This is a genomic window from Streptomyces albireticuli (genome assembly GCF_021228125.1).
Classification (GTDB): Bacteria; Actinomycetota; Actinomycetes; order Streptomycetales; family Streptomycetaceae; genus Streptomyces; species Streptomyces albireticuli.
Map to the genome: position 1 here is coordinate 171,105 of NZ_JAJQQS010000017.1, position 24,069 is coordinate 195,173.

The window sequence follows — 24,069 nt, forward strand, 5'->3', positions numbered from 1 at the left end:
CACCGCAAGAGACGGCAGCAAAGACGCCCCGTGCTCGGTCACCGGTTCCGGCCGTCGGTTACGAGGGGCGGATAGTGATAGTCGAACACACCGTCTGCCCAGCTCAAGAGGTCTGGACCAACGACTTGATCACAAGACCTTCACGGATCCTCCAGATTAGGGAGTGGTCAGCTCCGCCGCCACGAATTCAGCGATCTGGGCGGTATTGAGGGCCGCGCCCTTGCGCAGGTTGTCACCGCAGACGAAGAACTCGAGCGCCTTGGGATCGTCGAGCGCGCGCCGCACCCGCCCCACCCATGTGGGGTCCGTGCCGACCGCGTCGGCGGGCGTGGGGAACTCCCCCTCGGCGGGGTCGTCGACGAGCACCACACCCGGGGCGTTGGCCAGGATCTCGTGCGCCTGGGCGACCGAGACCTCTTTCTCGAAGCGCGCGTGCACGGTGAGGGAGTGCGTCGTGATCACCGGTACGCGCACACAGGTCGCGCTCACCGGGAGCCCCGGCAGCCCCAGGATCTTCCGGGACTCGTCCCGGATCTTCAGCTCCTCGGAGGACCAGCCGTCCTCCCGGGGCGAGCCCACCCAGGGCACGACGTTCAGCGCCAGCGGGGCCGGGAAAGGACCCATGGCGTCGCCGACCGCCCGCCGGACGTCGCCCGGCTGCGTACCCGCGCCCACGCCCATACCCGAACCCGCGCCCGTACCGCCACCCGCACTCGCTCCCGTACCGCCACCAGTACCCGTACCCGGCGAGGAGGCGCCGGCGACCGCCGCGAGCTGCGCCCGCAGCGTGTCGACGCCGGCCTTTCCCGCGCCGGAAGCGGCCTGGTAGGAGGAGACGACGAGCCCGCTCAGCCCGAACTCGGCGTGCAGCGCGCCCACCGCGACGATCATGGACAGCGTGGTGCAGTTGGGGTTGGAGATGATGCCGCGCGGCCGTACCCGCGCCGCGTGCGCGTTGACCTCGGGCACCACCAGCGGTACGTCCGGGTCCATCCGGAACGCCCCGGAGTTGTCGACGACCACCACGCCCTTGGCGGTGGCGATCGGCGCCCAGCGTGCCGCGACGTCGTCGGGCACGTCGAACATCGCGACGTCGACCCCGTCGAAGACCTCCTCGGCCAGCGCGAGGACCGGGGTCTCCACGCCCCGGACGGCCAGCGTGCGGCCGGCCGAGCGGGCGGACGCCACGAGGCGGATCTCGCCCCAGACGTCCGCGTGCCGGGAGAGGATCTCCAGCATGACCGTGCCCACGGCGCCGGTGGCGCCGACCACGGCGAGGGTCGGCTTACGGCCCGTACCCGCCGGAACGGGACGGGCCGCGTAGCCGCCGGTCATCGACCGGTGCCGCCGTAGACGACCGCCTCGTCGCTCTCGCTGTCCAGGCCGAAGGCCGTGTGCACGGCGCGCACGGACTCGTTGGCGTCGTCGGCGCGGGTGACCACCGAGATGCGGATCTCGGAGGTCGAGATCAGCTCGATGTTCACGCCCGCGTCGGACAGCGCCTCGAAGAAGGTCGCCGTGACACCCGGGTTGGTCTTCATGCCCGCGCCGACCAGGGAGATCTTCGCGATCTGGTCGTCGTAGCGCAGCGAGTCGAAGCCGACGCGCCCCTTCGTCTTCTCCAGCGCCTCGATGGCCTTGCGGCCCTCGGTCTTCGGGAGGGTGAAGGAGATGTCCGTGAGGCCCGTGGAGGCCGCCGAGACGTTCTGGACGATCATGTCGATGTTGATCTCGGCGTCCGAGATGGCACGGAAGATCGTCGCGGCCTCGCCCGGCTTGTCCGGCACCCCGACGACCGTGACCTTGGCCTCGGACGTGTCGTGGGCAACACCCGAAATGATCGCCTGCTCCATCGGCTGGTCCCCTCGCGGTTCGTTGCTGACCCAGGTGCCCTGGAGCCCCGAGAAGGACGAGCGCACGTGGATCGGGATGTTGTAACGGCGTGCGTATTCGACGCAGCGGTGCAGCAGCACCTTGGAACCGGAGCTCGCCAGCTCCAGCATGTCCTCGAACGAGATCCAGTCGATCTTGCGGGCCTTCTTCACGACCCGCGGATCGGCGGTGAAGACCCCGTCGACGTCGGTGTAGATCTCGCACACCTCGGCGTTGAGCGCGGCGGCCAGCGCGACGGCGGTGGTGTCGCTGCCGCCCCGGCCCAGGGTGGTGATGTCCTTCTTGTCCTGGGACACACCCTGGAAGCCGGCCACGATCGCGATGTTGCCCGCGTCGACGGACTGCTGGATCCGGCCCGGCGTGACGTCGATGATCCGCGCTTTGTTGTGGACCGAGTCGGTGATGACTCCGGCCTGGCTGCCCGTGAACGACTGCGCCTCGTGACCGAGGTTTTTGATCGCCATGGCCAGCAGCGCCATGGAGATGCGCTCTCCGGCGGTCAGCAGCATGTCGAACTCGCGCCCGGCAGGAATCGGCGAAACCTGCCCGGCGAGGTCGATCAACTCGTCCGTCGTGTCACCCATCGCGGAAACCACGACGACCACACGGTGGCCGTTCTTCTTGGCTTCGACGATTCGCTTGGCAACCCGCTTGATGCCTTCGGCATCGGCAACGGAGGAGCCTCCGTACTTCTGCACGACAAGGCCCACGTGCGCTCCTCGCAACTATGTGTAATGCGGTCGGCTCAGTCTAACGAGCGGCTGGAATCAGCCACGCGGATATCGCATGGTGAGATGTCCGGCCCGCTCCAGGGAGGTCCCTGCCCCCTTCCCGGGGGCGCACGCGCGAAGGTGATCCAGGTCACGGAGTGCGGCGCCGTTCACGGCCGCGGCGCGACGGGCCCGCGGCGCGACGGGCGCGGCGCGTAAGCAGTGCTGCCGGGCAGCGGCGCGTACCGGGCGGCACCGCTTACGGGCAGCAGCGCGTCCGGAGCGACACCGCCTACGGGCGGCAGCGCCTCCGGAACGACACCGCCTACGGGCCGCCTACGGGCCGCCCCCGCCGCGTCACACGCTCCGCAGCCCCAGCGGGCCGGCGATCTCCGCGGCCATCACCTTCCCGGCCTCCTCGGCCAGCTGCTCCTCCGTGGCCGCGGAGTCCGTGTCCAGGCCCTGGAGCTCGTCCAGCGGCTGGTCGAGGCGGACGTGCGCGACCAGGGACTGCAGGGCCCGCAGCGCGGCCGAGGCCGTGGGGCCCCAGTTGGAGAGGTAGGAGAACTGCCACCACCACAGGGCCTCGCTGACCCGGCCGTCGCGGTAGTGCGCCATGCCGTGGCGCAGATCCGTGATGATGTCGGCGAGGTCGTCGGAGATCCGGCAGGCGACGGGGGCGCTGCGCGGCACGTACGGGTCGAAGACCTCGGAGTAGACGTCCACCGGGTCGAGCAGGACGGCGAACCGCTCGCGCAGCTCGTCGACGTCGGGCTCGGGGCCGACGTCCGGCTCGTACCGCTCGTCGGGCAGGAAGTCCTCGTGCGCGCCGAGCCGGCCGCCGGTGAGGAGGAGCTGGGAGACCTCCAGCAGCAGGAAGGGCACGGCGCTGTCGGGCTCGTCGCCGCGGGACACCTCGGCGACCGCGACGATGAAGCTCTCGATCGAGTCGGCGATCTGGACGGCGAAGTCGTCGGGATCGCGCTTGGCGTCATGGAGCGTTGCGTCAGACATCGAGAAGTCGTCTCCCTTCGAAGGCACGCCCGAGCGTGACCTCGTCGGCGTATTCAAGATCTCCACCCACGGGCAGACCACTGGCCAGCCGCGTGACCTTCAAACCCATGGGCTTCACCATGCGCGCGAGGTACGTGGCGGTGGCCTCCCCCTCCAGGTTGGGGTCTGTGGCGAGGATCAGCTCGGTGACGGTGCCGTCCGCGAGCCGGGTGAGCAGCTCCCGGATGCGCAGATCGTCCGGGCCGACGCCCTCGATGGGGCTGATGGCCCCGCCGAGTACGTGATAGCGGCCGCGGAACTCGCGGGTCCGCTCGATCGCGACCACGTCCTTGGACTCCTCCACCACGCAGATGACGGCGGGGTCGCGGCGCGGGTCGAGGCAGACGCGGCAGCGCTCGTCCTGCGCGACGTTGCCGCAGACCGCGCAGAAGCGGACCTTCGCCTTGACCTCGGTCAGCGCGTGGGCGAGCCGACGGACGTCGGCCGGCTCGGCCTGGAGGATGTGGAAGGCGATCCGCTGCGCGCTCTTGGGACCGACGCCGGGCAGCCTGCCCAGTTCGTCGATGAGGTCCTGGACCACGCCTTCATACACGGATCGAATGCTCCTTCTGTCTCTGTCTGTCGTTGTCGCTGTCTGTCGTTTGTCGCGGTCTGTCGCTGCCGCGGTCCGTCCCCACCGCGCCGGCGTCGCCGCGCCGGCGGCCGGGCCCGCTTAGCCGGCGGCCGGGCCTGCTTAGAAGGGCAGACCCGGGATGCCGCCGCCCAGGCCCTGGGCGAGCGGGCCGAGCTTCTGCTGCTGGAGCTGCTGCGCCGTCGCGTTGGCGTCGCGCACGGCGGCGACGACGAGGTCGGCGAGGGTCTCGGTGTCCTCGGGGTCCACGGCCTTGGGGTCGATCACCAGGGCCTGGAGCTCACCGGCGCCGGTGACGGTCGCCTTGACGAGGCCGCCGCCCGCGGTGCCCTCGACCGGGGTGCGCGCGAGCTCCTCCTGGGCCGCCGCGAGGTCCTGCTGCATCTTCTGGGCCTGCTGGAGCAGCTGCTGCATGTTGGGCTGGCCACCACCGGGGATCACGGTTTCGCTCCTGGCTGTCGACGACGATGTCTCGGTAGCCCGAGCCTACGTGTTCGCCGGGCGGCGCGCCCTATGCCGGGGGAAGAAGTCCGGTAGGCGCCTGGGGGCGTACGCGGCGCATCCGGAACGGGCGCGGAATCCGTACCGAATCCACAGCGAATCCGTACCGAACACACGCGGAACGCGACCGTACGGCTACTCGTACGGGCGCGTGTGCGGAGCGGCCTCGGACGGGTGCGAAGGCGGGCGTACGGACCGTACGGGGCGGCCGGCCCCGGATCAGCGGACTGCGCGCCTCGCGCCCGGGCGCGGGGCGCGCGGTCCGGTCTTCGGGCTTCCGTTCCGGCATCCGGCTCTTCGCCCGGCCCCGGCCCCGGCCCCGGCCCCGGCCCTCGCCCCTCGACCGCCGGGCCCTCAGCCGCCCGCCGTCTACTCGCTTACTCGTTTACTCGTTGGCGATCTCTTCGATGACCGTGGCGCCCAGCTCGCGGACGATGAGGTCGTGGCCGGTCAGGGCGGAGTCGACAAGGTCGGGATCGTCCTCGGCGGGCATGTCGTCCTCGGGGGCGACCGGCGGCGGCTCGGGCTCGCGGTACCCCTGGGAGGGCGCGGGCGGGGCCTGCCGGGGCTCGGGCGCCGGGGCGCTGCCCTGCGACGGCCCGGCGGCCGCGCGTGCCTGCGGGGCGCCGGGGGCGGCCGGGGCGCCGCCACCACCGCCACCGCCGAAGCCGCCGGGTGCGCCGTAGCCACCCGTGCTGGGCGCACTCGCGGCGGGCGCTCCGCCGTAACCGCCGCCGGGGCCGCCCGTACCTCCGAAGCCGCCACCGCCGCCACCGGACCCGCCGCCGGAGAAGCCGCCGCCGGCCGGGGCGCCGCCCGGGGCCACGACGAGGTCGATCTTCCACTGGGCGCCGTTCATCACGTCGCCGACGGCCTGGCGGAGGACGTCCTCGCTGCCGCTGTTGGCGAAGGAGTCGCGCGCTCCGGGGTTGGCGAAGCCGATCTGGAGGGTGGTGCCGTCGAAGCCGACCACGTCGGCGTTCTGGCTGAGGACGATCCAGGTGAAGCGGCGGCGGTTCTTGACGGCTTCCAGGATGTTCGGCCACATCTGGCGCACGTAGGAGGCGTCGCCGATGGGGGCAGCGGCGGCCGGGGCCGACGGCTGGGCGTACGAGCCGGTGGGCGCGGCCTGGGCCGGGGCGGCGGGGCCCTGCCCCGGGGTGGCGGCGGACGGCCAGGCACCGGCGGTCTTGGGCGCGGCGGCACCGCCCTGGCCGGAGCCAGGAGCCGCGGCGGTGGGCCAGGCACCCGCGGTGGGCGCGGGAGCGGCCGGGGCCGTCGGGGCCGGGGCGGGCGCGGAGGCGGGGGCAGGGGCAGGGGCAGGGGCAGGGGCGCTCGCCGGGGCGGCCGCGCTGGGCCAGGCGCCGGCCTGCGGGGCGCCGGCCTGCGGGGCACCGGAGGCGGCGCCCGGGGCGGGGGCGCCGGAGACGGCGGCACGGGCCGCGGCGGCGCCCGAAAGACCGGAGGGGGCCGGTACGGACGCGGCCGGAGCGGCCTGTGGGGCGGCCGGGGCGGCGTGGGCGTCGGGCCCGGGGACATAGCCGGCGGCGGGGGCGGAGCCGTGGCCCGCCGGGACGTAACCGGCGGGCGGGGTCATGGGCGCCGTCACCATGCCGGCGCCGGCCGCGAGGGCGCCGCGCTCCAGCTTGTCGAGTCGGGCGCGCACGGAGCGCTCGTCGTCGAAGGCGGCCGGGAGCAGGACGCGGGCGCAGATGAGCTCGAGCTGGAGGCGCGGGGACGTGGCGCCGCGCATCTCGGTGAGGCCCTCGTTGACCAGATCGGCGGCACGGCTCAGCTCGGCGGCGCCGAAGACGGACGCCTGGGCCTGCATGCGCTCGACGAGGTCGACGGGGGCGTCGATGAGGCCCTTCTCGACCGCGTCGGGGACCGCCGCGAGGATCACCAGGTCGCGCAGGCGCTCCAGGAGGTCGGCGACGAAGCGGCGGGGGTCGTTGCCGCCCTCGATCACGCGGTCGACGACCTCGAAGGCGGCGGCGCCGTCGCTCGCGGCGAAGGCGTCGACGACGGCGTCCAGGAGGGAGCCGTCGGTGTAGCCGAGGAGGGACGTCGCCATGGCGTATGTCACACCGTCCTCGGCGGCGCCGGCGAGGAGCTGGTCCATGACGGACATCGAGTCACGGACGGAGCCGGCGCCGGCACGCACGACGAGCGGGAGGACGCCGTCCTCGACCGGGATCTTCTCCTGGCCGCAGACCTCGCCCAGATACTCGCGCAGGGTGCCGGGGGGCACGAGGCGGAACGGGTAGTGGTGCGTACGCGACCGGATGGTGCCGATGACCTTCTCGGGCTCGGTCGTCGCGAAGATGAACTTGAGATGCTCCGGCGGCTCCTCGACGACCTTCAGCAGGGCGTTGAAGCCCGCCGAGGTGACCATGTGGGCCTCGTCGATGATGTAGATCTTGTAGCGGCTGGAGGCGGGGCCGAAGAATGCCTTTTCCCGCAGGTCACGGGCGTCGTCCACACCACCGTGGGAGGCGGCGTCGATCTCGATGACGTCGATGGAGCCGCGGCCGTTGCGCGCGAGGTCGACGCAGGACTGGCACTCGCCGCAGGGAGTGGGCGTGGGGCCCTGCTCGCAGTTCAGACAGCGGGCGAGGATGCGGGCGCTGGTCGTCTTTCCGCAGCCGCGCGGCCCGCTGAACAGGTACGCGTGATTGACCCTGTTGTTACGCAGCGCCTGCTGCAACGGGGCGGTGACATGCTCCTGACCGATGACCTCGGCGAAGGACTCGGGACGGTAGCGGCGATAGAGCGCGAGGGACGACACACCTACGACGATATCGGGCCCCACCGACAAGTGGTCTCGATCACAGCTCAAGGGGCCTTCCGCACGCCCCACGGGCCCTTCCGCGAGCCCCTGCGGCCGCCCACCGGGGCCACCCGGGGCCGCCCGATCCCCGCCCTGGAAAACACAAGGGCCCCCCACGCACCCGCCAGAGCCCACTTACCCTTGCTGCCTTCCGGCCCTGGGGGAGTTAGGTGAGATAGCGCCACGTGAGGGGCTTGCCCTCAGCCTAGCGGATCCCGGCCCGTGCTCGTGCCCCCTCCCCCGCCCGGGTCCCCTTCGCACCTCCCCCCGACCCCACCTCGACGGAAGGCGTTCGCGAGCACCCCTTCGAGTCTTGTATTGTTTGCGGCGGAGGATTCGCCTAGAGGCCTAGGGCGCACGCTTGGAAAGCGTGTTGGGGGCAACCCCTCACGAGTTCGAATCTCGTATCCTCCGCCGGCAGAAGGCCCGGACCGTTTCGACGGTCCGGGCCTTCGTCGTTCCCCGGGTTCTCCGGCGAGGGAAGGGCCTCGTTCCGCGCCGGTCCGGCCGGTCCGGGTCGATTCGCCAGAGCGCTGCGTCCGGTTTGCCTGGATATGCTGTGAAAGTGGTTAAATCTGGTCGGCTCCGGCCCCGCCGTCGTCACGGTCGGGGGCCGCTCACGCTGCTGTCACCGGTGATCCTCACCGTTGTCATCGCCGGCCTGGCCTACACCACCCCCCGGAGCATGGCCTTCAGCCGGCTGCTGCCCGCGGCGCCCGCGCTCGCCGCCGCCATGTGGCCCGTACTGCCCACCGTCCTGCTGGGGACCGTCTGCCTCTTTCTCATGATCGGACTCGGCATCGTCTTCCCCGACCTGGGGACTGGGTACACGGCGGCGGGAATCGTCGCGGTGACGGTGGCGGCCGCGTACGGGAGTCACGTCCGGCTCCAGCGGGAGCAGTCGCTCTTCCAGGTCCGGCTGGTCGCCGACGCGGCGCAACAGGTGGTCCTGAGCCCGATGCCCCGCCGCTTCGGGGGCATCGAGATCGAGTCGCTGTACCTCGCCGCCGCGGCGGAGGCCCGCATCGGCGGCGACTTCTACGAGGTGGCCGATACCCCGTACGGGGTCCGGCTGCTCATCGGCGACGTACGGGGCAAGGGACTGCCCGCGGTCGGGACCGCCGCCGCGGTCGTCAATTCCTTCCGGGAGGCGGCCTACGACGAACCCGACCTCGGCGGCATCGCGCGCCGCCTGGAGGCCAGCAGCACCCGGTACAGCGCCGCCTTCTCCCCCGAGGACCTGACGGAACGCTTCTCCACCGCCGTCCTCGTCGAGATCCCGCACGAGGACGGCCACCTGCGGATCCTCAACTGCGGGCATCCCCCGCCGCTGCTCCTCAACCACGGGGAACTCCGCGTCCTGGAGCCCACCTCCCCCTCGCCGCTGCTCAACCTCGCCGACCTGATCGGCGACCACTACAGCGTCGACACGATCGACTTCTCCCCCGGTGACCTGCTGCTCCTCTACACCGACGGCGTCACCGAGGCCCGCGACCGCGACGGCGGCTTCTTCCCCCTCGCGACCTGGATGGGCGGGCAGCCCCCGGGCCGGCCGCGCGAGCTGCTGGACGCCCTCCACCGCGACCTCCTCCACTACAGCGGAGGCGGGCTCGACGACGACATCGCCGCCCTCTCGGTGCGGCTGGGCTCGCCTTCGGAGCCGTCGCCGGGGCCCTAGCAGGGCCGCCGCGTCGCGGGAGGTCCCTGCTAGGGCCCCGGGAGGGACCGCCTCCCGCCGCCCTCAGGCGGTGCGCAGGCGCGCCTCCAGACCGTCGAGGAGCGCCTGGAGACCGAAGGCGAAGGTGTCGGCCGGGGCCTCGGCGTACGCGGCCGGGTCGAGGGGGGTGATCGGGATCGGGGTGCCGGGATCTGCGGGATCTGCCGGGCCTGCCGGATCTGCCGGGCCTGCCGGATCTGCCGGACCTGCCAGACCGTCGGAACCTGCCGGACCTGCCGGACCTGCCGGGCCTGCCGGGCCTGCCGGGCCTGCCGGGCCTGCCGGGCCTGCGGAGCCTGCCGGATCTGCGGTGCCGGCAAGGGACCCGCGCTCCGCGGGGCCTCTCCCCGCGGCCGAACCATCCGTCGAGCCCGCCGGCTCGATGCGGGCCCTCAGGCGCGGAAAGCGCGACGCGACCTCCGCGGCCTCCTTCATCGTGGCGCCGAACCTCTCCTCCGCGTCACCGCCCTCCCGCTCGATCCGCCGGGTCAGCGACACCATCGCGGCCGCGCCCGAGGCGTTGCCGAGCACGTACGTGAAGACGGCGGCGGCGGCCCTGTCGGCCCGCGGGCCGGTGAAGCCCGCCTTCTCGTAGACCGCGAGGTTGTGGTCGTCGTGGCGCGCCTTGCCCTCCCCGTGGAAGAGGTGGGTCGCGAACGCCTGTACGAGCCAGGGATGCCGGGCGAACATCGCGTACAGGTCGGTGGCCATGGCGGTCGCCGCCGCGCGCCAGCCGACGGCGTCGAGGTCGGGCAGCCCGACCTCGTCCCAGACCTGGTCGCCGGCGAGCGTGACGAGGTTGTCCTTGCTCTTGACGTGCCAGTAGACGGCGGTGGCGGCCGAGTTCAGGCGCTGGCCGAGGCTGCGCATGTTGAGGCCCTCCAGCCCGTCCGAATCGAGCAGCTCGACGGCCGTTCTGACGATCTGTTCCCGGGTCAGGGTGTCTCGTGCCATGCGCTCACGATAGGTCACCTCCACGCCACTTGCACAAAGTTCAACTCGGGGTACTTGCACAGTGTTCAAGTCGCGCCCTACAGTCCTCATGGCGGCACTTGAACTAAGTGCAAGTCGCCTCGCCCCCGTCCCGCCCGTGAGGAGAACCTCCCCGTGAACACGCTCGCCGCCGTCGCCCAGATCCTCGTCGCCGCCGCCTTCGCCTCCATCCCGCTCCTCCGCCACCGCTTCGGCGGTGTCGCCAAGGCCGCGGCCGTCGCCGAGCTGGAGCGGCAGGGCGTCCGCCCGGCCGTCCTGGAGGAGAACCGCCTCCGCTTCGACGCGAGCGGCCACGAGTGGTGGGCGCCGGGGAGCTTCGCGGCCGCCCTGCTCACGGCAGCCGTCCTCACCCTGGCCGGAAACCCCTGGGGCACCACGCTGACCTGGGTGTTCTCCTCGATCGCGCTGCTCGCGAACATCGCCGTCCTCCAGAGCCAGCTCGGCGCCGTGAAGTCCGTCCGGGCCGCCTTCCGGCGCAAGGGCGACCCGGAGCTGCTGCGGGTCGACGTCCCCGCCTTCCTCAAGGCCGCCGAGGGCGCCTTCCCCTCCTGGACCCGCGCCCTCCAGAACGTCCGCCACACCGTGGTCTTCGCCGGGTCCGCCCTCGCGCTGACCGCCGCCGCCCTCGTCTGACGTCCGGCTGACGACTCCCGGCGGAGTCGCTCAGGCCCGGTCGCCGGGGGCGGCGGGCGGAGCGGGGTGCGGGGCGGGCGCCGCCGGCGGCCAGGCCGCCGGGGACAGCAGGCCCAGGACGTACGCCCTGGCCACCAGGGCCGTCCGGTTCGGGACGGACAGGCGGCGGGCCAGGCGTACGAGGTGGTAGTTCACACCGTCGACGCTCAGGCCGACAGTACGGGCGATCACCGAGGTGGTGCGGCCCGCCGCGGCCAGTTCCAGGATGCGCCGCTCCTGCGGGCCGAGCACGACGTCCGGCCGCGCGCACTCCGCCGGGGGCCGTTCCTCGTCGACGCGGAGGGTCGCCAGCAGAGGCGGCGAGGCTCCGGCGGGGTCGCTCACCGGCTCGACGGTGAGCTGCCCTTCGTACGACCGCCCGGCCGCCGTCCAACGCACCCGGACGGGATAGCGGGAGCGCCGGCCTCCGCGCAGCGCCGCGTCGACCTTGACCAGCTGGCCGCCGTCGGTGGGGGTGAACAGGTCGAGGAGGCTGCGGCCGGTCAGGCGGCCGGGGGTCACGTCCCAGAGCGCGGCGAGGGCGGGGTTCGCGCCGGTGATGACGCCGTCGGTGGTGCTGATGGCGGTGGGGACGGGGATGCGGTCGAGGAGGTTGAGGAAGCGGGTGCGCCAGGTGGTGGGGTCGAATTCGGGGTCGGGTACCGGGGTGGTGGGCGCGGCCATGGCCGGCTGCCGCTCTTGTGGCTCCCGTTCGTGCATTGCGTACCGCCGCCCTCGGCTCCGGTGGAGTGGATCCGTACCGCCCGCGCGTCCGTAGGGCGTGTGCAGCGGATTCTTTCCCCAGCCCCGCCCCTTCCCGTAACCGGGGCTCCGCCCCGGACCCCGTCACGCCCTGTGGCGGGGTCCGGGGCGGCCGACCGTCCCGGCGAGGGGATCGGGAAAGGGCAGGCAAGCCCGCCTCGGCGGGCGGAGGCTCCGGCCCGGGCGGAGGAACTCGGGCCCCGCCCGGGCCCCGGAAAAGGCCGGGCGGGGCCCAGGTCGCCGGGTCGCCGGGTCGCCGGGTCGCCGAAGGGACCGCGAGGCACAGTCCGGACGCGGAAGTCCGCCCAGGGCGCGGCTCCGACCGCGAAGAAGGCCCGGCGCGCAGCCCCAGTCACGGAGAGAGGCCCCGGCGCGGCACCGGACGCGGGGACGGCCCCGAGGCACAACCTCAGCCGCGCGGAGGGCCCCCGGGCACAGCCCCGGTTTCGGGGAGGCGGGCAGGCGGGGAGGCCCGGGCGGGCGGGGAAGCCCGGGGAGGCGCGGGCAGGCAAGCAAGCGGGGCAGGCGGGGAGGCGCGGGTGGGCGGGCAGGCGGGCAGGCGGGCAGGCGGGCAGGCGGGCAGGCGGGCAGGCGGGCAGGGCGAGCCTCCGCTGCCTCGCCCCCCTTAACCCACCCCGCGCCCCGCCCGTCCCACCGGACACGCCCAGCCCCCTACAAGATTTCGTAGTCTCCGCGCCGGATCCGCCCCCGCCCGGCGGAATCGTGAAGGCAGTAGCCGGCCGACGACTCCCCAGAGGAGACCGCGCATGCCCCTCCACGAGCCACCCCTCGTCGACGCCACGGAGACGGGACTCACCAGCACGCCGATCCAGCAGGCCATGGCCCTCGCCCGGGAACACGGGCCCCTCTACCGGCGGCGGTTCCACGACCGCGAGTCGGTCCTCGTCTCCTCCTACGCGCTCGTCGACGAGCTGTCCGACGAGACCCGATTCGCCAAGGCCGTGGGCCCCGCGCTGGAGCACGTCCGGGACATCACCGCCGACGGCCTGTTCACCGCCTACAACGACGAGCCCAACTGGGCCAAGGCGCACGACATCCTGCTCCCCGCCTTCGCCATGGGTTCGATGCGCCGGTACCACCCGACGATGCTGCGCGTGTGCCGGCGGCTCGTCGCGTCCTGGGACGCGCGGCTCGCCCAGGGCACGCCCGTGGACGTCTCGGCCGACATGACGCGGATGACGCTCGACACCATAGGTCTGGCCGGGTTCGGCTACGACTTCGAGTCCTTCGGCCGGCCCGAACCGCACCCCTTCGTGCAGGCGCTCGTACGGGCCCTTGCGCACAGCCAGGCGGCTCTGGGGCGGGCCCCCGGCGGCGACTACGCGGCCGAGGACCGGGCCTTCGCCGCCGACGCCGCCTTCCTCGCCGAGGTGGTCGACGAGGTGATCGGCAAGCGCAAGGCCGCCGCCGCGGACGCCACCGCGGACGCCACCTCCCCCGACACCTCCCCCGACGGCTCCCCCGACGACCTGCTGGGGCTCATGCTCAACTCCCCGCACCCCGCCGACGGACGGCCCCTGGACGAGTCCAACATCCGCAACCAGGTCATCACCTTCCTCATCGCGGGCCACGAGACCACCTCGGGCACCCTCTCCTTCGCCCTCCACCACCTCCTCAAGAACCCCTCGGCCCTGCACCGCGCGCAGGCCGAGGTCGACGCGCTGTGGGGCGACGAACCCGACCCGGAGCCGTCCTTCGAGGACATCGGCCGGCTCCGGTACGTACGTCAGATCCTCAACGAGACGCTGCGGCTGTGGCCCACCGCCGCCGCCTTCGAGCGCGTGGCCCGCCACGACACCGTCATCGGCGGGGCCTACCCCGTCCGGGCGGGCCGGCGGCTGACCGTGCTCACGCCGATGCTGCACCGCGACCCGGTGTGGGGCGACAACGTCGAGGAGTTCGACCCGGACCGCTTCGCCCCGGACGCGGAGGCCGCCCGCCCGGCGAACGCGTACAAGCCGTTCGGCACGGGCGAGCGGGCCTGCATCGGGCGGCAGTTCGCGCTGCACGAGGCCACGATGCTGCTGGCGCTGCTGATCCACCGGTACCGCTTCCTCGGCCGCCCGGGTTACGAGCTCGCCGTGAAGGAGACGCTCACCCTCAAGCCCGAGGGCTTCACCCTGGCGCTCGCGCCCCGCACCGCCGAGGACCGGGCGCGGGTACGGGCCGCCCTGGGCGGTTCCGCCGGGACCGGCGCGCGGGATACGGCCGAGGCACGGCCCGACACCGGCCTGCCGGGCCGGGTCGTCGCGGGTTCCACGCTGACCGTTCTCCACGGCTCCAACTTCGGGACCTGCCGGGCCTACGCCGAGGACCTCGCCGAGACCTGCGGCGCGCTCGGGTTCGGCGTCACCGTCGCCCCGCTCGACGCGTACGCCGGGAGGCTCCCCGCCGACGGGCCCCTCGTCATCGTCGCCGCCTCGTACAACGGGCAGCCCACGGACGACGCCTCCGCCTTCGCGTCCTGGCTGGCGCAGGCGGAGGCGGAGGCGAGCGCGGCTTCGGGCGCGGCTTCGGGCGCGGCTTCGGGCGCGGCTTCGGGCGCGGCTTCGGGCGCGGCTTCGGGCACGGCTTCGGGCACGGCTTCGGGCGCCGCCGACGGCGTGCGGTACTGCGTCCTCGGCGTGGGAGACCGCAACTGGGCCGCCACCTACCAGCGCGTGCCCACCGCGATCGACCGGCGGCTCGCCGCTCTGGGCGGCACCCGGCTGCTGGACCGCGCCGAGGCCGACGCCTCGGGCGACCTCGCCGGGGCCGTCGCCCGCTTCACGGCGGCACTGCGGCGTGCCCTCCTGGAGGCTTACGGCGTTCCGGAGTCCGCCGCGTCCGTCGCGTCCGTCGCGTCCGCCGGCGCAGGAGAGCCTGCCGACGCGCACGCCTACGACGTCACCGTGGTCACCGGCGCCCCCGACGCCGCTCTGACCGACCGTCACGGCGTGCTCCCCATGACCGTGGTCGAAACCCGGGACCTCGTGGACATGAGCCATCCCCTCGGCCGCTCCAAGAGGTTCCTCCGCCTCGCCCTCCCCACCGGTGTCACCTACCGCACCGCCGACCACTTGGCCGTACTGCCCGTCAACGACCCCGCCCTGGTCGAGCGCGCGGCGAAGGTCCTGGGCGTCGACCTGGACGCCGTCCTGGCCGTCCGCGCGCACCGGCCCGGCCGCGCCGCGCTCCCCGTGGACCGGCCGGTCACGGCCCACGAGCTGCTCAGCCGCCATCTGGAACTCCAGGTACCGGTCACACCGGACCAGCTGGCCCGGCTCGCCGAGCTCAACCCGTGTCCGCCGGAGCGGGCGGCGCTGCGGCGTCTCGCCGACGGTCCGGACGCCGACGGCGGCACCCTGTCCTTGATCGACCTCGTGGAGCGCAACCCGGCGCTCCAGGGCGAGTTGAGCTGGCCGCTGCTCCTCGATCTGCTGCCGCCGCTCCGCGTCCGTCACTACTCCGTCTCCTCCTCCCCCGCCACGGATCCCCACCACGCCGACCTGATGGTCTCGCTGCTCAGCGGCCCGGCCCGGTCCGGAACCGGCGCCTTCGAGGGCGTCGGCTCGGCGTATCTGCACCGCGTACGGGCCGGTGAGCGGGTTCACGCGCGGGTGCTGCCGTGCCGGGAGGCGTTCCGCGTGGAGCAGGACGCGCGCACCCCACTGATCATGGTCGGGGCCGGTACGGGCCTGGCCCCCTTCCGCGGCGCCGTCGCCGACCGCCTCGCGCTCGTACGCCGCGGGACTCCTCTGGCCCCGGCCCTGTGCTACTTCGGCTGCGACCACCCGGACGTCGACTACCTGCACCGCGCGGAACTGGAGGCGGCGGACCGGGCCGGGGCGGTGTCCATGCGGCCGGTCTTCTCCAAGTCGCCCGAGAACGGCGCGCGGTTCGTCCAGGACCGGATCGCCGCCGAGGGCGCGGAGGTGTGGCGGCTGCTGGAGGCCGGGGCGCGGGTGTACGTGTGCGGGGACGGGGGGCGGATGGCGCCGGGGGTTCGGGAGGCGTTCCGTGGGCTTTACGGGCGGTACGGGTGTGGGGGCGGGGATGGAGATGGGGATGGGGGCGGGGGTGGGCGTGAGGCGGCGGCGGAGTCGTGGCTGGACGGGATGGTGGCGGCGGGGCGGTATGTGGAGGACGTGTACGTCGGGGGGTGAGGGTCTGGGCGGCGGCCTGGGGGCCTGGGGTGGCGCCTGCGGCGGGCCTTTCCCCTACCCGCCCCTTCCCGTAACCGGGGGCTTCGCCCCCGGGCCCCCTTTCCCGCGCTCCGCGCGGTGGCCTCAATCGCCGGCCGGGCTGAATTCGCCCGGTTCGGGAAGGGCCGGGGCCGGGGCCGGGGCCGGCCAAAATCCGGCCCCCCGGTACCTTCTGCTGGGCGCGGATCCCCCGCAAACGCCCCGGCGACGAAGGAACGTGACACGGTGGACGCACACGAACGGCTCGCGGAGCGCTTCGAGGAGCACCGCCCGCATCTGCGGGCGGTGGCCTACCGCATGCTGGGCTCGCTCGGCGAGGCCGAGGACGCCGTGCAGGACACCTGGCTGCGTGCCGACCGCGCCGACACCAGCGACGTGGAGAACCTCGGCGGGTGGCTGACCACCGTCGTGGGGCGCGTGTGCCTGAACATGCTGCGTGCCCGGGAGAACCGGCGCGAGGACCCCCTGGAGACACGGTTCTCAGATCCGGCCGTGGGCGAGGAGTCCGGGGACGACCCCGAACGGGAGGCCCTGACGGCCGACTCCGTCGGGGTGGCGCTCCTGGTGGTGCTCGACACGCTGACCCCGGCCGAGCGCCTCTCCTTCGTCCTGCACGACATGTTCGCCGTGCCCTTCGACGAGATCGCCCCGATGATCGAACGGACCCCGGCCGCGGCACGGCAGCTCGCGAGCCGCGCACGCCGCCGGGTCAAGGGCGGCACCCCGGCGCCCGCCGCCGGCCTCGCCCGGCAACGGGAGGTCGTCGCCGCCTTCCTGGCCGCCACGCGCGGCGGGGACTTCGACGCGCTCGTCACCCTGCTCCACCCCGATGTCGTCCTCCACGCCGACAGGGCCGTCATCCCCACCCCCGAGCCCGTCCTCGTCCGGGGCGGGCGGACGGTGGCGAGGGGCGCGATGGCCGCCGTGGGGCGGGCCCGGTTCACGGGCCTCGCGCTGCTCGACGGTTCGGTCGGGCTCGCCATGGCGCCCTTCGGACGGCTCGCCCTGGTCCTGGACTTCACCGTCGTGGACGGTCTCATCACCTCGATCGACGTGATCGCCGAACGGGAGCGGCTGGAGCGGCTCGCGGTGGGGGTCGTGGAAATGTGAGGGCAGTGGGGGTGAGGGTGAGGGTGAGGGCCAAGGTGGGTCGCTCGGCGTAACCGGAAGCCGGGTCACCATCCCCCGGTGTCGTACGCTGCTCTGCAGGTACGGGGCCGGGGCCGGGGAGAGGCATGTCCACAACCGCAGATCACAAGCTCGCGGCGCAGCGGCCTCACCTTCGCGAACCGGACCGGATACGCGGCCTCCTCGACGCCGTCATGAGCCTCGGCCGCGGCCTGGAACTGCCGCAGGTGCTCCGGGGGATCGTCGAGGCGGCGGTCACCCTCACCGACGCGGAGTACGGCGCGCTCGGCGTCGTCGGCGACCAGCAGAAGCTGTCCGAGTTCCTGACCGTCGGCATGTCCGAGGAGCTGGAGGCGCGGATAGGACGGACGCCGTGCGGGCGGGGCATCCTCGGCGAGCTCATCCGCAACCCCGTGCCGCTCCGTCTCACCGACCTCTCGCGTCATTCGCGCAGCTACGGATTCCCGCCCAACCACCCCCCGATGCGGACCTTCCTCGGGGTGCCCGTCCGCGTCCGGGACGAGGTCTTCGGCAACCTCTACCTCACCGAGAAGCGCGGCGGCGCCGCCTTCGACGAGGACGACGAGGCCGTTCTGACCACCCTGTCCATCGCGGCGGGCGTCGCCATCGACAACGCCCGGATCTACCACGAGAGCCGCCGCCGCGAGCGCTGGCTGGAGGCGCTGGGCGAGATCACCCGCAGCCTGCTCTCCGGCACCGCCGCCGGTGAGGTCCTGCACCTGATCGCCGAACGGGCCATGGAGGTCGCGAGCGCCGACCACGCCGCCGTACTGCTGCCCGGCGGGCAGGCAGGCGCCGGTCCCGAACTGCTGACGGTCGAGGTCGCCCACGGCCACGGCGCGAGCCGCATCGACGGTCTCGCCGTGCCCGCCGACGGCTCGCTGGCCGGTCTCGCCGCCCGCAGCGGCAGGCCCGTGGCCAGCTCCGACGTCCGGGAGGACCCCCGGGCCCACCCCATGGAGGCAGGCGAGGAACACGACGACGACCTCTGCGGGCCCACCGTCTCCGTACCGCTCCAGATCGACGCCGGGGCCTCCGGCGCCCTGCGGCTGAGCCGGCTCGCCGGGCGGCCCGCGTTCGACGACACCGAGGTCAAGCTGATCTCGGGCTTCGCCGACCAGGCCGCGATCGCCCTGGAACTCGCCCGGCGGCGCGCCGAGTCGGAGGACCTCGCCGTCCTGCACGACCGCGACCGCATCGCCCGCGACCTGCACGACCTCGCCATCCAGCGGCTCTTCGCCACCGGGATGACGCTCCAGAGCGCGACCCGGCTCATCGACCGCCCCGAGGCCGCCGAGCGGGTCGGCCGGGCCGTGGGCGACCTCGACACCACCATCCAGATCATCCGCTCGACCATCTTCGGGCTGCGTGCCACGGGCGACGGCACGAGCGGGCCGAGCCTGCGCCGGAGCATGGCCGAGACCGCGCAGGCGGCCGGCCGTACGCTCGGCTTCCCGCCGTCGCTGCGGATCGAGGGGCCGGTGGACACCAATGTCCCCGGCGAACTGGCGGAGCAGGTGCTGGCGGTGGCCGCGGAGGCGCTCAGCAATGTGGCGCGGCACGCGCGGGCCCGGCGGGTGGAGGTGGTCCTGTCGGTGGGGGACGAGGTGACGCTGACCGTGACGGACGACGGGGCGGGCCTGCCCGACCGCCGGGACGCGGGGCCGCGGCACTCCGGCGGCCTCGCGAACATGCGGTCGCGGGCGGAGTTGCACGGCGGGGTGTTCTCGGTGACGTCGCCGGCGGCGGCCGGGGGTGGGACCCGGGTTTCTTGGAGTGCGCCGTTGCCGGAGTGACGTGGGGTGGGGGCGGGGTGCGGGGGCGGGGTGCGGGTGGGTGGGAGCGCCGCTGCGCGGGGCTTTGTCCCCGACCCGCCCCTTCCCGGAACCGGGGGCTTCGCCCCCAGGCCCCCTTCCCCGCGCTGACGCGCGGTGTCCTCAAACGCCGGACGGGCTGGTTTTCCCCCGCTCCCGCTCCCCCCGCACCCGTCCCACCAGCGCCGCCGCCTGTACGCGCCGCCCCACCCCCAGCTTCGCCAGCAGCGACGAGATGCGGTTCTTGACCGTCTTCTCGGCCAGGAACAGGCGGTCGGCTATCTCCCGGTTGGTCAGGCCCTCGCCGATGAGTTCCAGGATCTGGCGCTCCCGGGGTGACAGGCGGTCCAGTTCCGACGCTCCGGACCCCGGGGCGGCGGCCCCCGTCGCCACCGGGGGTTCCTGGGGGGCGCGCAGCCGGGCCATCACGCGGGACGCCGTGCGCGGGTCGAGCATCGACTTGCCGGTGGCGACCGTACGTACGGCCGTGACCAGCTCCGAGCCGTTGATCTGCTTGAGCACATAGCCCGCCGCGCCCGCCATGATGGCGTCGAAGAGGGCCTCGTCGTCGTCGAACGACGTCAGCATCAGACAGGCCAGATCCGGTATGCGGGCGCGCAGTTCGCGGCAGACCTCCACGCCCTCGTGGTCGCCGCCGCCGCTCTCGGGGCGTTCCCCGAGCCGTACGTCGAGGATCGCCACGTCCGGGCGGACGGCCGGCACCCGCGCCAGGGCCTCGCGGCCGGTGGCGGCCTCGCCCACGACTTCGATGTCCGGTTCGGCTTCGAGGAGGTCCCGCACCCCTCGGCGTACCACTTCGTGATCGTCGAGGATGAAGACACGCAACGGTGAGACGGACGAGGTCTTTTGGTCCATACAAGCAGTATGTCCGGGCCCGGCGGAGCGGGAGGAGAGGGGCCACCCCGACAAGGGGTGGTGCTCCCGCCGAGCCACGGACACCCGCACAGCCCACACCCTCCGCCCACCCCGGGAACAGGGCCGAACGGCCCCCCGTCGGCAGGGCCGGTCGGGCCCCCGGAATAGGGCCGTCCGGGCCCCGGGGCCCGGTGCCAGAATGACGCGTCCCGTCCGCCGGGCGGGCGGCCGGGCACCGCTGTGCCCACCGTCCCCCGGCGGGTCCCCCGGCGCGTCACACGCGCCTGCCCGAGGAGCCGTTGTCCCGTGAGCACCGTCGACGCCAAGTACCACGCGCTGCTGGCCCGACACGACGCGATGCGGCTGCGCCGGCAGCTCCTGTCCCCCGACCGGCGGCCCGAGAGCGGTGGCGCCACGCGCCCCGCCCGGGTCGCGCACCCCTCCTACGACGGCGCCGCCGACCAGGACGTGATCCTGCGTCACCTCCACCTGACGTCGCCCTTCGACGTCCTGATCGCCCACCTCTACGAGGCGATGTTCGCGCACCGCCCCTACCTGCGGTCGCTGTTCCCCTCCTCGATGGAGTTCCAGCGCAAGCACCTGGAGGCGATCTTCCGCTACCTGATCGAGAACCTGCACCGGCCCGACGAGGTGGCCAGGGAGTTCACCCGGCTCGGCCGCGACCACCGCAAGCTGGGCGTACGCCCGGTGCACTACGAGACGTTCGAGTCCGCCCTGTGCGAGGCACTGCGCCGTACGGCGGGGCCGGCGTGGCACGTGGAGCTGGAGGGGGCGTGGGTGCGCATGCTGCGGTTCGCCGTGGGCGCCATGGTGGAGGGCGCGGAGGCCGCGCTCGCCGAGCCCCCGGACTGGCCGGCCACCGTCACGGCGCACGAACCGCGCCGCCCGGACCTCGCCGTCCTGCGCGTACGCACCCATGAGCCGTACCCCTACCGGGCCGGGCAGTACGCGTCCGTCGCCTCCCCCTTACTGCCCCAGGCATGGCGGCAGTACTCGCTGGCGACGGCGCCCCGGCCGGACGGCGAGCTGGAGTTCCACGTCCGTCAGACCTGTACGGGCGGGGTGAGCGAGGCCCTGGTGGCGCACACCGCCGTCGGTGACACGCTGCGCGTCGGGCCCCCCGCCGGGGCGATGACGCTCGACGAGGAGGGCGCCGCGCCCACCCGCGACCTGCTGCTGATCGCGAGCGGCATCGGCTGGGCGGTGGCGAAGTCGCTGCTGGAGGAGCTGGCCGGGCGCCGGATGGGCGCGCGGAGCGTGCACCTCTTCCTCGGGGCCGACGGCCTGACCGGGCTCTACGACGACGGGGCCGTGGCCGACCTGGAGCGCCGCCGTCCGTGGCTGCGCGTGATCCCGGTGCTCGGCAGCGGGCCGGCGGCGGACCCGTACCGTCCGCTGGCCGACGCGGTGGCCCGGCGGGGCGACTGGTCGGACCACCTCGCGTACGTCAGCGGACCGCCCGCGATGGTCGCCGCGACCGTCGCCCGGCTGGCCGGTACGCACCTGCCCGCCGACCGCGTCCGGCACGATCCGCTGCCGGACGCCCCCTGAGCCTGGGCCCGCCGCCGCACGTCCCCTCACGGCGGGTGCGGCGGGCCCAGCCGAGACGAGCCGGCCGTCCGCGTACGGTCCGAACGGGCGGGCGGAGACCCCCGCCTCCGCCCCCTGCCTCCGCCGGGCCGCCGGCGGACGGCCGGCTCCCCGCCCTCGCGCCGGCCGGCGCGGTGGGTCGGCGCGTCGACCGGCCCCCGGAGCCGGGCCCCGGGACACTGAGGCCATGAGCAAAGCGCCCAGAGCACTTCTCGAAGGCGGGCCGGACGAGCTGCCCGCGCGGATCGTGGAGATCACTCCGCCGGGGATCGAGCTGAAGATCCCGTTCCGGGGTGGGTACGAGCATTTCAAGGCGACGTCCCGGCATGAGGAGACGGGGGAGGGGCGGTTGCCGGTGTACGAGTGGTGGGAGCGGACGGAGATCGCGGAGTAGGGGGCGGGGTGGGGGTGTAGGTGCGGCTCGGTGGGCGGTGGTGCGCCTGCGGCGGGCCTTTCCCCAGCCCCGCCCCTTCCCGAAACCGGGGCTCCGCCCCAGACCCCGGTCCTCAAGCTCCCCCAGCTACCGCTGGGAGGTGCCCCCAGACGGGCTGATTCCAGCCCGTCCGGCGCTTGAGGACAATTCGGGAAGGGGCGGGGTGGGGAAAGGCCCCGCGCAGCGGCAACCCGCCCCCACCGCGCCGCACCCCCGCACGCCCCTACACCCCCACCGGCACCTCCCCCAGCTCCACCCCCCGCAACTCACGGATCAGCTCCCGCACCACCCCCACCCGCGCCATCTCCGCCGTCGTCACATACCCCACCCCCCGCGTGGGCCGTCCCTCCCCCAGGTCCGTGATCGTCACCGAGCGCGGTGCCGACATGAGGGCGAGCGCGGGCATGATGGCCATGCCCATGCCCTGGGCGACCATCGACAGGACGACGCTGTCGTCCTCCGCGTCGACGGTGACCGGCGGGATCCAGTCCTGGCCGGCCCACCACGCGCGGGTGTACGAGCCGCAGTTCTCCATCCAGTCGATCAACGGCAGGGTGCGCGGCGCCGGGTGGCCCACGGGGTGGACCAGGAAGTACGGCTCCGTGACGACCGTCGCGGACAGCAGGCCGCGCGGCAGCGGGTCGGAACCGCCCAGGGTGGCGATGCCGAGGTCGGCGCGGCCGTCGGCGACCTCGCCCGCGGTGCCGCGGCCCAGTTCGCGGACGATCCGCACCTCCGGGGTGATCTCCGGGTGGCGGGCCGTGAGCCGGGCCAGCGCGGCGGGCAGCAGATGGGCGGCGGCGCTGCGGAAGGCGGCGATCCGGACCGGGCCGGCGACGGTCTCCGCGGCCCGGCCCGCGCCCCGGACCTCCGCCGTCATCGTCTCCAGCAGGCGCAGGACGCGGCGGGCGTGGCCCACGGCCCGGGTGCCGGCGGGGGTGGGGCGGGCGCCGTGGCGGCCGCGGTCGAAGAGGACGGCCCCGAGCTTCCGTTCACCGCTTCGCACGGCGTGCGAGACCGCCGACTGGGTCAGCCCGAGCCGGGCCGCGGCGGCCGTGAAGCCGCCCTCCTCCTCGACGGCGACGAGGACGCGCAGTTCCGGGACGGTGAGTTCGGGTTCGCTCATCCGGTGAACCTACGTCCATGAACGCGCTTCATGGAAGGGCCCGGTCCATCGACGGCGGGGGCTGGGACCACCCCCGTCCCGCTCCCTACGGTGGGCTCATGACCAGCACCTTTCGCGCAGTCCAGCAGATCTCCCGCCCGCACGGCATGCCGGTGCCCGGCGACTTCGCCTTCGTCGAGGGCCCGGTGGCGGAGGTCGCGCCCGGCACCGCCCTGGTGGAGAACCTCTATCTGTCCGTCGACCCGTACATGCGGGAGGCGATGGACGCGGAGTGGCGGCTGGAGCGCCCGCTGGAGGGCCGTTCGATCGGCCGCGTCGTCGCGTCCCGCGACCCAGGGCTCGCGGTCGGCGACCTCGTCTTCCACCGGGAAGGATGGCGTACGCACGCGCTGGTGAGCCGTGCGGAGGGGGCGCGGGTGCTGCCCCGGCACCCGGGGGTGCCGGTCAGCTCGTACCTCGGTCTGCTCGGCGGTACGGGGCTGAGCGCGTACGTCGCCCTCACCCGGATCGCGCGGCTCCAGCCCGGCGAGACGGTCTTCATCTCGGCCGCGGCGGGCGGCGTGGGCAGCGCGGCCGGCCGGCTGGCCCGGCTGCTGGGCGCGGGGCGGGTGATCGGCAGCGCGGGCTCGCCCGCGAAGGTCGCGCACCTCGTGGACCGGCTGGGCTTCGACGCCGCCTTCGACTACCACGACGGCCCGGTCGGCGAGCAGCTCGCGAAGGCCGCCCCGGAGGGCATCGACGTCTATGTGGACAACGTCGGCGGTGAGCACCTGGAGGGCGCGATCTCGGCCATGCGCGACCACGGCCGGATCGCCTGGTGCGGCGCGGTCGCCCAGTACAACAGCGCGGAGGCCCCGCCGGCGCCCCGCAACCTCTACGACATCGTCGAGAAGAGCATCCGCCTGGAGGGCTTCCTCGTCCGCAAGCACGGGGACGCGCAGGCCGAGTTGGAGGACTTCCTGATCCCGCACCTCCAGGCGGGCCGGGTGGCGCAGGACGAGACGGTCGTCGAGGGGTTCGACGGCGTGGTGGACGCCTTCCTGGGCATGCTGCGCGGCCGCAACACCGGGAAGATGCTGGTCAAGGTCGGGGACTGAGGCGCCCCGGGGGCCGTGTGCCCCGAGGGGCCGGG

General features: G+C 73.9%; 18 protein-coding genes, 1 tRNA gene and 1 other RNA gene. 9 read left to right on the forward strand and 11 right to left on the reverse strand.

From position 1 onward, the window contains the following. Positions 1-156: 156 nt before the first annotated feature. From LUZ64_RS27475 to ffs, 7 genes are all read right to left on the reverse strand, one after another. On the reverse strand, positions 157-1,335 hold the full coding sequence (locus tag LUZ64_RS27475) for an aspartate-semialdehyde dehydrogenase (protein ID WP_095579648.1): 1,179 nt from the start codon (positions 1,333-1,335) through the stop codon (positions 157-159). After that, positions 1,332-2,603 carry an aspartate kinase gene (locus LUZ64_RS27480; RefSeq protein WP_087927046.1) on the reverse strand — a complete coding sequence of 424 codons (1,272 nt, stop codon included), beginning with the start codon at positions 2,601-2,603 and terminating at the stop codon, positions 1,332-1,334. Before LUZ64_RS27480 ends, LUZ64_RS27475 begins: the two co-directional genes overlap by 4 nt. Before the next feature lie 357 nt (positions 2,604-2,960). Next, positions 2,961-3,617, reverse strand: coding sequence for a DUF5063 domain-containing protein (locus LUZ64_RS27485; RefSeq protein WP_095579647.1), 657 nt, complete (start codon positions 3,615-3,617; stop codon positions 2,961-2,963). After that, entirely contained in the window at positions 3,610-4,209 is a 600-nt protein-coding gene (gene recR, locus LUZ64_RS27490) for a recombination mediator RecR (protein ID WP_087927048.1), read from the reverse strand. Before recR ends, LUZ64_RS27485 begins: the two co-directional genes overlap by 8 nt. Positions 4,210-4,350: 141 nt before the next feature. Then, entirely contained in the window at positions 4,351-4,689 is a 339-nt protein-coding gene (locus LUZ64_RS27495; protein WP_087927049.1) for a YbaB/EbfC family nucleoid-associated protein, read from the reverse strand. Positions 4,690-5,134: 445 nt separating this feature from the next. Beyond that, a complete protein-coding gene (locus LUZ64_RS27500; RefSeq protein WP_232390377.1) occupies positions 5,135-7,537 on the reverse strand; it encodes a DNA polymerase III subunit gamma and tau in 2,403 nt (800 codons plus the stop codon). 144 nt (positions 7,538-7,681) lie between these two features. Then, positions 7,682-7,776, reverse strand: an RNA gene (gene ffs / locus LUZ64_RS27505) — signal recognition particle sRNA small type. 132 nt (positions 7,777-7,908) lie between these two features. Here ffs and LUZ64_RS27510 point away from each other — a divergent pair. Then, positions 7,909-7,993: transfer RNA gene (locus LUZ64_RS27510), tRNA-Ser, on the forward strand. 220 nt (positions 7,994-8,213) lie between these two features. After that, positions 8,214-9,257, forward strand: coding sequence for a PP2C family protein-serine/threonine phosphatase (locus LUZ64_RS27515; protein WP_232390378.1), 1,044 nt, complete (start codon positions 8,214-8,216; stop codon positions 9,255-9,257). A gap of 63 nt (positions 9,258-9,320) precedes the next feature. Here LUZ64_RS27515 and LUZ64_RS37275 read toward each other — a convergent pair whose 3' ends face one another. Then, complete coding sequence (locus tag LUZ64_RS37275) at positions 9,321-10,250, reverse strand: TetR/AcrR family transcriptional regulator (protein ID WP_269755747.1); 930 nt, start codon at positions 10,248-10,250, stop codon at positions 9,321-9,323. Between the two features lie 153 nt (positions 10,251-10,403). On the opposite strand from LUZ64_RS37275, the gene LUZ64_RS27530 reads away from it, so the two are divergent. After that, entirely contained in the window at positions 10,404-10,922 is a 519-nt protein-coding gene (locus LUZ64_RS27530; protein ID WP_095582152.1) for a hypothetical protein, read from the forward strand. A gap of 30 nt (positions 10,923-10,952) precedes the next feature. On the opposite strand, the gene LUZ64_RS27535 is transcribed toward LUZ64_RS27530, so the two are convergent. Then, positions 10,953-11,681: a helix-turn-helix transcriptional regulator gene (locus LUZ64_RS27535; RefSeq protein ID WP_095582151.1), complete on the reverse strand. Its 729-nt coding sequence runs from the start codon at positions 11,679-11,681 to the stop codon at positions 10,953-10,955. A gap of 809 nt (positions 11,682-12,490) precedes the next feature. Between LUZ64_RS27535 and LUZ64_RS27540 the strand changes: the two genes are divergently transcribed. The 3 genes from LUZ64_RS27540 to LUZ64_RS27550 all read left to right on the forward strand — a co-directional run bounded on the left by LUZ64_RS27540 (position 12,491) and on the right by LUZ64_RS27550 (position 18,873). Continuing rightward, positions 12,491-15,889: a bifunctional cytochrome P450/NADPH--P450 reductase gene (locus LUZ64_RS27540; protein ID WP_232390380.1), complete on the forward strand. Its 3,399-nt coding sequence runs from the start codon at positions 12,491-12,493 to the stop codon at positions 15,887-15,889. Between the two features lie 264 nt (positions 15,890-16,153). Next, positions 16,154-17,038 (forward strand): sigma-70 family RNA polymerase sigma factor, encoded by an 885-nt coding sequence (locus LUZ64_RS27545; protein ID WP_095583357.1) that lies wholly within the window; start codon positions 16,154-16,156, stop codon positions 17,036-17,038. A 125-nt stretch (positions 17,039-17,163) separates the two neighbouring features. Then, a complete protein-coding gene (locus tag LUZ64_RS27550) occupies positions 17,164-18,873 on the forward strand; it encodes a sensor histidine kinase (protein WP_211305112.1) in 1,710 nt (569 codons plus the stop codon). Between the two features lie 141 nt (positions 18,874-19,014). On the opposite strand, the gene LUZ64_RS27555 is transcribed toward LUZ64_RS27550, so the two are convergent. After that, positions 19,015-19,767, reverse strand: a complete 753-nt coding sequence (locus LUZ64_RS27555; RefSeq protein ID WP_232390381.1) for a response regulator transcription factor — start codon at positions 19,765-19,767, stop codon at positions 19,015-19,017. 306 nt (positions 19,768-20,073) lie between these two features. Between LUZ64_RS27555 and LUZ64_RS27560 the strand changes: the two genes are divergently transcribed. After that, entirely contained in the window at positions 20,074-21,339 is a 1,266-nt protein-coding gene (locus LUZ64_RS27560; RefSeq protein WP_372472034.1) for a globin domain-containing protein, read from the forward strand. 226 nt (positions 21,340-21,565) lie between these two features. Then, positions 21,566-21,772, forward strand: coding sequence for a DUF5988 family protein (locus LUZ64_RS27565; protein ID WP_095584566.1), 207 nt, complete (start codon positions 21,566-21,568; stop codon positions 21,770-21,772). A 262-nt stretch (positions 21,773-22,034) separates the two neighbouring features. On the opposite strand, the gene LUZ64_RS27570 is transcribed toward LUZ64_RS27565, so the two are convergent. Continuing rightward, positions 22,035-22,937, reverse strand: coding sequence for a LysR family transcriptional regulator (locus LUZ64_RS27570; RefSeq protein ID WP_232390382.1), 903 nt, complete (start codon positions 22,935-22,937; stop codon positions 22,035-22,037). Positions 22,938-23,035: 98 nt separating this feature from the next. Here LUZ64_RS27570 and LUZ64_RS27575 point away from each other — a divergent pair, with 98 nt between their 5' ends. After that, a complete protein-coding gene (locus LUZ64_RS27575; protein ID WP_095578459.1) occupies positions 23,036-24,034 on the forward strand; it encodes an NADP-dependent oxidoreductase in 999 nt (332 codons plus the stop codon). Positions 24,035-24,069 lie beyond the last annotated feature (35 nt).

Bases quoted from the DNA above. Each gene is read 5' to 3' on its own strand.
- LUZ64_RS27475 (WP_095579648.1), bottom strand. From the start codon at position 1,335: ATGACCGGCGGCTACGCGGCCCGTCCCGTTCCGGCGGGTACGGGCCGT.
- LUZ64_RS27485 (WP_095579647.1), bottom strand. From the start codon at position 3,617: ATGTCTGACGCAACGCTCCATGACGCCAAGCGCGATCCCGACGACTTC.
- LUZ64_RS37275 (WP_269755747.1), bottom strand. From the start codon at position 10,250: ATGGCACGAGACACCCTGACCCGGGAACAGATCGTCAGAACGGCCGTC.
- LUZ64_RS27535 (WP_095582151.1), bottom strand. From the start codon at position 11,681: ATGCACGAACGGGAGCCACAAGAGCGGCAGCCGGCCATGGCCGCGCCC.
- LUZ64_RS27540 (WP_232390380.1), top strand. From the start codon at position 12,491: ATGCCCCTCCACGAGCCACCCCTCGTCGACGCCACGGAGACGGGACTC.
- LUZ64_RS27550 (WP_211305112.1), top strand. From the start codon at position 17,164: ATGTCCACAACCGCAGATCACAAGCTCGCGGCGCAGCGGCCTCACCTT.
- LUZ64_RS27555 (WP_232390381.1), bottom strand. From the start codon at position 19,767: ATGGACCAAAAGACCTCGTCCGTCTCACCGTTGCGTGTCTTCATCCTC.
- LUZ64_RS27565 (WP_095584566.1), top strand. From the start codon at position 21,566: ATGAGCAAAGCGCCCAGAGCACTTCTCGAAGGCGGGCCGGACGAGCTG.
- LUZ64_RS27570 (WP_232390382.1), bottom strand. From the start codon at position 22,937: ATGAGCGAACCCGAACTCACCGTCCCGGAACTGCGCGTCCTCGTCGCC.
- LUZ64_RS27575 (WP_095578459.1), top strand. From the start codon at position 23,036: ATGACCAGCACCTTTCGCGCAGTCCAGCAGATCTCCCGCCCGCACGGC.